Raw genomic sequence first — 7458 nt, 5'->3', positions numbered from 1 at the left:
GCTCTCGTCCGCCGCGCCCGCTCTCCCCGCCGCGTCCGCTCTCGTCCGCCGCGCCCGGCGCCCCGGCCGGCGCGGCCGCCCGCGGCTCAACGGGTCGGGCTGTTCCTCTCCACCAGCAGCCTGGAGCCCGCCTGGCGTTCGCCGAAGACGTCGTCCGGGTTGGACAGCACGCAGGTGGCGAGGGAGAGGCAGCCGCAGCCGATGCAGTCGGTGAGGTGGTCGCGGAGGCGGTTGAGCTGCTTGATGCGCTCGTCGAGCACCGTCCGCCAGGTCTCCGACAGACGCGCCCAGTCCTCGCGGGTGGGGGTGCGCTCCTCGGGGAGTTCGGCGAGGGCCTCGCGGATCGTGGCCAGCGGGATGCCCACCCGTTGGGCGGCTCGGACGAAGGCGACACGGCGGAGCGTGTCGCGGGTGTAGCGGCGCTGGTTGCCCGCGGTGCGGCGGCTGCTGATCAGGCCCTTGGACTCATAGAAGTGCAGGGCGGAGACGGCGGCGCCGCTGCGCGCCGACAGTTGGCCGACGGTCAGCTCGTGGATCTTCTCGGGTATCTGGGGCACTTCCCAGAGCCTACCCATCACCTCACACCGCCGGTCCGTTGACACCGGTCCCGCCCCCGACCATGCTAAGCAGTTGCTTAGACATCGAAACGAGAGGCCGGGACATGGCTGACCCGAGGATCTTCACGTCCGTCGACGAGCTGAAGGCTGCGGTGGGCGAACAGCTGGGACACACGGACTGGGTGGAGGTCGACCAGAAGCGGATCGACCTCTTCGCCGAGGCCACCGGCGACCACCAGTGGATCCACGTCGATCCGGAGAAGGCGGCCTCGGGTCCGTTCGGCACCACCATCGCGCACGGGTACCTGACGCTGTCGCTGCTGCCCCTGTTCGGGCCGCAGCTGATCTCCGTCGAGGGCGTGAAGATGGGCGTCAACTACGGGACGAACAAGGTCCGTTTCCCCGCCCCGGTCCCGGTCGGCTCCCGGCTGCGCGCCACCGCGACGATCACCGGGGTCGAGGAGGTGACCGGCGGCGTCCAGGTCGCGATCTCCTTCACCGTGGAGCGCGAGGGCGGCGCCAAGCCGGTGTGCGTCGCGGAGTCGGTGTCCCGGTACTACCTGTAGCCCCTCCCCCGGGCGCTACGGCTGCTTGGTCGCGCCCACCATCCGCAGCACGAGGTCGGCGTACAGCTCGCCGACCTCCTCGGGGGTGCGCGAGCCGTTCACGTTGAACCAGCGGGCCACGTCGATGCAGAGGGACAGCACGGCGAGGGCGGTACCGCGCACGTCCAGCACCTCGAACTCGCCGTTCGCCACACCCTCCTCGATGATCCCGCGCACCTCGGCGTCGACCTGCCGGCGCAACGCGAGGATCTCGGCGCGGGCGTCGGGGCCGAGCGCGTCCAGTTCGTACTGCACGACCCGGGCGGTGGTGCGCCGGCCGGCGTGCCAGCGGACGAAGGAGCTGACGGCGTCCGCGAGCCGCTGCGCCGCGCTGCCGTCACCACGGGCGGCCGTGCGCAGGATGTCCAGTGCACGGTCGTGGCCGATCCGGCTGATGCGGTGGAGCAGCTCTTCCTTGGTCTTGTAGTGGATGTAGAGGGCGGCCGGGCTCATCCCCGCGCGGCCCGCGATGTCACGGGTGGTCGTCGCGTGGTAGCCGCGCTCGGCGAAGGCCTCCACGGCGGCGACGAGCAGCCGCCGGGCCGCGTCAGGGGTGACCTCTTCCCACGGCTCGATCTCGCCGCCGGCCGTCTCCTCCGCCGCACTCATCGCTCGTTCGCCCCTCTCGGTACAGGAGCTCCACCATACCGCCGAAGGTGAGCGATCGCTTAGAGCACCAGTTCAGCAGAGCGGAGCCGGTCTCAGGGTTGCTCGAAACGGCCGTACGCGCGGTTCGCCGAGTCCTGCCGGTCCCGGATCACCTTGGCCAGGGTGAAGGCGGAGGTGACGAGGTAGAGGACGGCGATGCCGAGGAACGCCCGCACCCAGGGGTCGGCGTCGAGCTGGTAGATGCCGATCGCGGTCGCCGCGATGGCCACCGCGAAGGACGCGACCGCCTGGCCGTAGAAGGCGGCGGTGTTCTGCTTGACCGGTGTGTCACTCATGCGGCCAGCTTCGGCGGTCGTGGCCCACACCACATCCGTCCAGGTACTCAGACGGCTACTCAGAACGCCGAGACACCCGTCAGCGCGCGTCCGATCAGCAGCTTCTGGATCTGGCTGGTGCCCTCGTAGAGGGTCATCACGCGCGCGTCGCGCAGCAGCTTGCCGGCCGGGTACTCGTCGATGTAGCCGTAGCCGCCGAAGACCTGGAGGGCGTTGTTGGCGGCGCGGACGGCGGCCTCGGAGGCGAAGAGCTTGGCCTTGGAGGACTCCACCGCGAACGGCAGGCCGCGGTCGATCAGGTCGGCGACCCGCCAGGTCAGCAGCCGGGCGGCGTCGACGTCGACCGCGATGTCGCTGATCAGCTCCTGGACGAGCTGGTGGTGGGCGATGGTCCGGCCGAACTGCTCGCGCTCACCGGCGTAGGCGACCGCCGCGTCCAGCGCGGCCTGGGCGATGCCGACGCAGCCCGCCGCGACCGACATCCGGCCCTTGGCCAGGGCGGACATGGCGACGGAGAAGCCCTTGCCCTCCTCACCGAGCATCGCGGAGGCGGGCACCCGCACGCCCTGGAGGACCAGTTCGGCCGTGGCCTGGCCGCGCAGGCCGAGCTTGCCGTGCAGCGCGCGGCGGGTCAGTCCGGGGGTGTCGGTGGGGACGAGGAAGGCGGAGACGCCCCGGTGGCCGGGGGCGTCGGTGGAGCGCGCGAACACCAGGGCGACGTCGGCCCAGGTGCCGTTGGTGATGAACATCTTGGTGCCGTCGAGGACGTAGTGGTCGCCGTCGCGGACCGCGCGGGTGGTGAGGTTGCCCGCGTCCGACCCGGTGCCGGGCTCGGTGAGGCCGAAGCAGCCGACGTACGCGCCGGAGGTCAGCCCGGGCAGCCAGCGCCGCTTCTGCTCCTCGTCGCCCCAGGCCGCGACGGTCTTGGCGACCAGGCCGAGGGAGACCGAGACGATGCCCCGGACCGAGGAGTCGCCACGGCCGAGTTCCTCTGTGACCAGGCAGTACGCGAGGTGGTCGCCGCCGCTGCCGCCGTAGGCCTCGTCGACGGTCAGGCCCAGGAAGCCGACCTCGCCGAGCTTCTTCACGATCGAGCGGTCGACCTCCTCCGCACGGTCCCAGGCGGCGGCGTGGGGGGCGATCTCGCGCTCGACGAAGTCCCGGGCGAGCCGGCGGACGGCGGTCTGCTCCTCGCTGAGCTCCAGATTCACAAGGCACCCCACTCGAAGGCCGTACGCCGAAAGCCGTTGAAAGCGGCACATTTAAATTAGCACTGCTAGTTTCTGTTCGCAGCCCTACTATGTGCGCCATGGCCCGACCGCGCAAGCCCCTGCTGAGCACCGACCGGATCGTCGACACGGCGCGCGCGCTCGTCGACGCGGAGGGGCTGGCGGCGGTCTCGACCCGGCGGCTCGCGGCCGAACTGGGGGTGAGCGGGCCCTCGCTGTACAACCACTTCCGCACCAAGGACGAGATCCTGGAGGCCGTCGCCGACTCGGTGAGCGCCCAGGTCGACCTGTCGATGTTCGAGGACGGCCGGGACTGGCGGACCGCGCTGCACGACTGGGCCGTCTCCTACCGGGCCGCCCTGCGCGACCACCCGAACATCGTCCCGGTCCTCGCGCGCGGCCCCGGCCGCCGCCCGGCCGCGCTGCGGCTCGCGGACGCGGTCTACGGCGCGATGGTCGACGCCGGCTGGCCGCCCGCGCAGGCCACCTCGATCGGCGCGCTGATGCGGTACTTCATCATGGGCTCCGCGCTGGGATCGTTCGCCGGGGGCTTCGTGGGCGACGCGAGCGCCTACGACCCGGCCGACTATCCCCACCTCGGGCAGGCCCACCTGCTGGCCGAACAGCAGGAGAAGGTCGACGAGCGCGCCTTCGAGGCCGGCCTCACCGCCCTGCTCGACGGACTGACGCAGCAGTACGCGCAGGTGAGACGCCCGGTGTAGGGCGGTTGGAGCGTCCCAGGCGCATGCGACAGGGACGGTTCGGTGACCGCCGAAGCGTTCATGGCACATGCTGGCCGTCATGACCGCCAAGGACCCCCGGGCGCCGCTCCTGGCCCGTCTCGCCGCGCTGATCGCCGACGAGACGCGGGCCGCCTGTCTGCTGGCCCTGCTCGACGGACGGGCCTGGACGGCCGGGGAACTGGCCCGGCACGCGGGGGTCGCCGCCTCGACGCTGAGCGAGCACCTCGGCAAGCTCGTCGCGGGCGGGGTGCTGACCGAGGAACGCCAGGGCCGCCACCGGTACGTACGGCTCGCCGACGCCCGGATCGCCCAGCTGGTGGAGGACCTGACCGCCCAGGCCGCGCCGGGTGCCGTCGTACGGCCGCGGAGTCTGCGGGAGTCGAGCGCCGGGTCGGCGATGGCCCGCGGGCGCACCTGTTACGACCATCTCGCCGGGCGGCTCGGCATCACCGTCACCGACGCCCTGACCGCACGCGGGCTGCTGGTCCAGGACCCCGGGTGCGCGCTGACGGACGCGGGGCTGGGCTGGTTCGCGGACGCCGGGATCGGCCTCGACCGCACCGGCCGCCGTCCGCTGGCCCGGGCCTGCCTCGACTGGACCGAGCGCCGCCCCCATCTCGCCGGGGTCGCGGGCGCGGCCCTGTGCCGGCACGCCCTCGACGCGGGGTGGTGCGAGCGGATCGGCTCCGGGCGGGCGGTGCGGGTGACGGCGACGGGCGAGCGAGCGCTGGCCGAGCTGCTGGGGATCGACGCGGCGGCGCTGCGGTAGACCGCCCCCCTTCGACTCCCCCGTCCGAAAACCGCGAGAACCTGTTCCGTTTCCTTCCCAGACTGAGGAGCATGATGACCTCCCCCCGTCGTACGGAGCCGCTCGCCGCCGGTGCGGCCGCGGTCACCGTCGTGCTGTGGGCCTCCGCCTTCGTCTCGATCCGCAGCGCCGGTACCGCGTACTCCCCGGGTGCGCTGGCCCTCGGCCGGCTGCTGGCCGGGGCCCTGGCGCTGGGGGTGATCTGTCTCGTCCGGCGGGAGGGGTGGCCGCCGCGGCCGGCCTGGCGCGGGATCGCCGTCTCCGGGCTGCTGTGGTTCGGCTTCTACATGGTGGCGCTCAACTGGGGCGAACAGCAGGTCGACGCGGGCACGGCGGCCCTGGTGGTGAACGTGGGGCCGATCCTCGTCGCCCTGCTCGGCGCGCGGCTGCTGGGGGACGCGATGCCGCCGCGGCTGCTGGCGGGGATGGCGGTGTCGTTCGCGGGCGCGGTGACGGTGGGGCTGTCGATGTCGGGCGGGGGCGGCTCCTCGGTGCTCGGGGTGGTGCTGTGCCTGCTGGCGGCGGTCGGCTACGCGGGCGGGGTGGTGGCGCAGAAGCCCGCCCTGGCCCGGGCGAGCGCCCTCCAGGTGACGACGTTCGGGTGCCTGGTCGGGGCGGTGGCCTGTCTGCCGTTCGCCGGACAGCTGGTGCGCGAGGCGGCCGACGCGCCGGTGTCGGCCACCCTCAACATGCTCTACCTCGGCGTGTTCCCGACCGCGCTCGCCTTCACCACCTGGGCGTACGCCCTCGCCCGGACCACCGCGAGCCGCATGGGGGCGACGACGTACGCGGTGCCCGCGCTGGTGACGCTGATGTCGTGGCTGGCGCTGGGCGAGGTGCCGGGGCCGCTCACGCTGGCGGGCGGGGCGCTGTGCCTGGCGGGCGTGGCGGTGTCCCGGTCGCGGGCGCGGACGGCCCGGGTCGTCGCGGTGGAGCGACGGCCCGAGCAGACCCGCGAGTCAGCGTGAACGCGCCCGGTCGGCGAGGACCTTGATGGAGACGAGCGCGATCACCGACAGTCCGATGATGTAGGCGGACACCGCCATCGACGTGCCGGTCGCCTCCAGCAGCAGCACCATCACGAACGGCGCGAGTCCGCCGCCGGCCACGGCCGCGATCTGGTAACCGAGGGAGGCGCCCGTGTAACGCATCTCCGGGGTGAACAGCTCGGCGAACAGGGCGGCCTGCGGGCCGTACATGATGCTGAGGAAGCAGCTGGCGACGAAGGTGCCGACGGCCAGCCACAGCAGCGAGCCGGTGTCGATCAGCAGGAACAGCGGGACGGCCCACAGGGCGATGCCGACCGCGCCGAGGGCGTAGATCCGGATGCGGCCGACCCGGTCGGACAGGGCGGCCGCGGCCGGGATCAGGACCAGCTGGGTGAGGCTGACGCACAGGGAGACGGCGAGGACGGCGCCGCGCTTCATGTCGAGTTCGCGGGTGGTGTAGTCGAGGACGCCGGTGATGAGGATGTAGAAGGTCGCGGTGTTCACGGCGAAGGAGCCGCCGGCCAGGAGCACGGTGCCGAGGTGGTCGCGCAGGACCGTGCGCAGCGGCGAGCCCTGCTCGGCCTTCTCCTTCTCGGCCAACGCCCGCTCCGCCTCCCGGAACTCGGGGGTCTCCTCGACGCGGGTGTGGATGTACCAGGCGAGGACGAGGACGAACAGGCCGATGAGGAACGGAACCCGCCAGCCCCACGCCGCGAAGGCGTCGTCGGTGGTGAAGGCGCCCGCCAGCAGGAAGACGCTGTTGGCGGTCACCACGCCGATGGGGACGCCGAGTTGGACGACGCTGCCGTAGATCCCGCGCTTGCCCTCGGGGGCGTACTCGGTGGCCAGCAGCATCGCCCCGCCCCACTGCGCGCCGACCGCGACGCCCTGGGCGACACGCAGGACGACGAGCAGGACGGGGGCGGCGACGCCGATGGTGTCGTACGTCGGGAGCAGGCCGATGCCGGTCGTGGCGACGCCCATCAGGGTGAGCGCCAGCACCAGCATCGGCTTGCGGCCGCGCTTGTCCCCGAGGTGCCCGGCGACGATGCCGCCGAGCGGGCGGGCGAGGAACCCGACGGCGAAGGTGGCGAAGGCGGCGAGGACGCCGGCGGTGGCGCTGCCCGCCGGGAAGTACAGATCGCCGAGGACGAGGGCGGCGGCGATGCCGAAGACGAAGTAGTCGTACCACTCCACGGCCGAGGCGAGCGCGGCGGCGGTGGCCACACGACGGCGGTGGGGAGCCGCCGGCGTGCTGGTGGGCACGGGGTGAGCGGAAGGGAACGTGTCCATACGAGCACACTCCGATGGGTGCGTTGGGGACGTTCCCGGGAACATACTGACCGGACGGTATGGGGTCAACGGTGATGCACGAGGCTTGTGGGAGGGCACTGTCGGAGGCGCTGTCCGGTGGCCCGGAGGACCACCGGGGCGCGGACGCGGGGGCCGGTGGCCGCAGGACCGCCGGCGCCTCGGACGCGGGGATCGGTGGCCGCGGGACCACCGGCGCCTCGGACGCGGGGATCGGTGGCCGCGGGGCCGCCGGCGCCTCGGACGCGGGGATCGGTGGCCGCGGGACCGCC

At 72.8% G+C, this 7458-nt stretch carries 9 protein-coding genes; 4 read left to right on the top strand and 5 right to left on the bottom strand.

Annotated elements, in window-relative coordinates:
• Nucleotides 1–86 precede the first annotated feature (86 nt).
• Nucleotides 87–557 (bottom strand): redox-sensitive transcriptional activator SoxR, encoded by a 471-nt coding sequence (gene soxR / locus ALMP_RS14615; RefSeq protein WP_309299474.1) that lies wholly within the window; start codon nt 555–557, stop codon nt 87–89.
• Between the two features lie 104 nt (nt 558–661).
• On the opposite strand from soxR, the gene ALMP_RS14610 reads away from it, so the two are divergent.
• Nucleotides 662–1123, top strand: coding sequence for a MaoC family dehydratase (locus ALMP_RS14610; protein ID WP_264927744.1), 462 nt, complete (start codon nt 662–664; stop codon nt 1121–1123).
• Nucleotides 1124–1138: 15 nt separating this feature from the next.
• Here the strand turns inward: ALMP_RS14610 and ALMP_RS14605 are convergent, their stop codons facing one another.
• From ALMP_RS14605 to ALMP_RS14595, 3 genes are all read right to left on the bottom strand, one after another.
• Nucleotides 1139–1771: a TetR/AcrR family transcriptional regulator gene (locus ALMP_RS14605; protein WP_264927743.1), complete on the bottom strand. Its 633-nt coding sequence runs from the start codon at nt 1769–1771 to the stop codon at nt 1139–1141.
• 92 nt (nt 1772–1863) lie between these two features.
• Nucleotides 1864–2106 carry a YiaA/YiaB family inner membrane protein gene (locus ALMP_RS14600; protein ID WP_264927742.1) on the bottom strand — a complete coding sequence of 81 codons (243 nt, stop codon included), beginning with the start codon at nt 2104–2106 and terminating at the stop codon, nt 1864–1866.
• Between the two features lie 59 nt (nt 2107–2165).
• The gene (locus ALMP_RS14595) at nt 2166–3317 is read right to left on the bottom strand and encodes an acyl-CoA dehydrogenase family protein (RefSeq protein WP_264927741.1); all 1152 of its coding nucleotides are present in this window, start codon (nt 3315–3317) and stop codon (nt 2166–2168) included.
• Nucleotides 3318–3415: 98 nt separating this feature from the next.
• Between ALMP_RS14595 and ALMP_RS14590 the strand changes: the two genes are divergently transcribed.
• The 3 genes from ALMP_RS14590 (at nt 3416) to ALMP_RS14580 (ending at nt 5854) form a co-directional block, all read left to right on the top strand.
• Nucleotides 3416–4057 carry a TetR/AcrR family transcriptional regulator gene (locus tag ALMP_RS14590; RefSeq protein ID WP_264927740.1) on the top strand — a complete coding sequence of 214 codons (642 nt, stop codon included), beginning with the start codon at nt 3416–3418 and terminating at the stop codon, nt 4055–4057.
• A gap of 79 nt (nt 4058–4136) precedes the next feature.
• Nucleotides 4137–4847: a helix-turn-helix transcriptional regulator gene (locus tag ALMP_RS14585; RefSeq protein WP_264927739.1), complete on the top strand. Its 711-nt coding sequence runs from the start codon at nt 4137–4139 to the stop codon at nt 4845–4847.
• Nucleotides 4848–4918: 71 nt separating this feature from the next.
• Nucleotides 4919–5854 carry a DMT family transporter gene (locus tag ALMP_RS14580; protein WP_264927738.1) on the top strand — a complete coding sequence of 312 codons (936 nt, stop codon included), beginning with the start codon at nt 4919–4921 and terminating at the stop codon, nt 5852–5854.
• Here the strand turns inward: ALMP_RS14580 and ALMP_RS14575 are convergent.
• Nucleotides 5846–7168, bottom strand: coding sequence for an MFS transporter (locus tag ALMP_RS14575; RefSeq protein WP_264927737.1), 1323 nt, complete (start codon nt 7166–7168; stop codon nt 5846–5848). The two genes, ALMP_RS14580 and ALMP_RS14575, sit on opposite strands and share 9 nt — an antisense overlap.
• Nucleotides 7169–7458: the final 290 nt, after the last annotated feature.

The sequence above is a fragment of the Streptomyces sp. A012304 genome (assembly GCF_026008495.1).
Classification (GTDB): Bacteria; Actinomycetota; Actinomycetes; order Streptomycetales; family Streptomycetaceae; genus Streptomyces.
This window is presented reverse-complemented; position numbering and strand designations above follow the sequence as displayed.

Excerpts from the sequence above, each read along its gene's own strand:
- ALMP_RS14580 (WP_264927738.1), top strand. The coding sequence starts at position 4,919 with ATGATGACCTCCCCCCGTCGTACGGAGCCGCTCGCCGCCGGTGCGGCC.
- ALMP_RS14575 (WP_264927737.1), bottom strand. The coding sequence starts at position 7,168 with ATGGACACGTTCCCTTCCGCTCACCCCGTGCCCACCAGCACGCCGGCG.
- ALMP_RS14610 (WP_264927744.1), top strand. The coding sequence starts at position 662 with ATGGCTGACCCGAGGATCTTCACGTCCGTCGACGAGCTGAAGGCTGCG.
- ALMP_RS14605 (WP_264927743.1), bottom strand. The coding sequence starts at position 1,771 with ATGAGTGCGGCGGAGGAGACGGCCGGCGGCGAGATCGAGCCGTGGGAA.
- ALMP_RS14590 (WP_264927740.1), top strand. The coding sequence starts at position 3,416 with ATGGCCCGACCGCGCAAGCCCCTGCTGAGCACCGACCGGATCGTCGAC.
- ALMP_RS14585 (WP_264927739.1), top strand. The coding sequence starts at position 4,137 with ATGACCGCCAAGGACCCCCGGGCGCCGCTCCTGGCCCGTCTCGCCGCG.
- ALMP_RS14600 (WP_264927742.1), bottom strand. The coding sequence starts at position 2,106 with ATGAGTGACACACCGGTCAAGCAGAACACCGCCGCCTTCTACGGCCAG.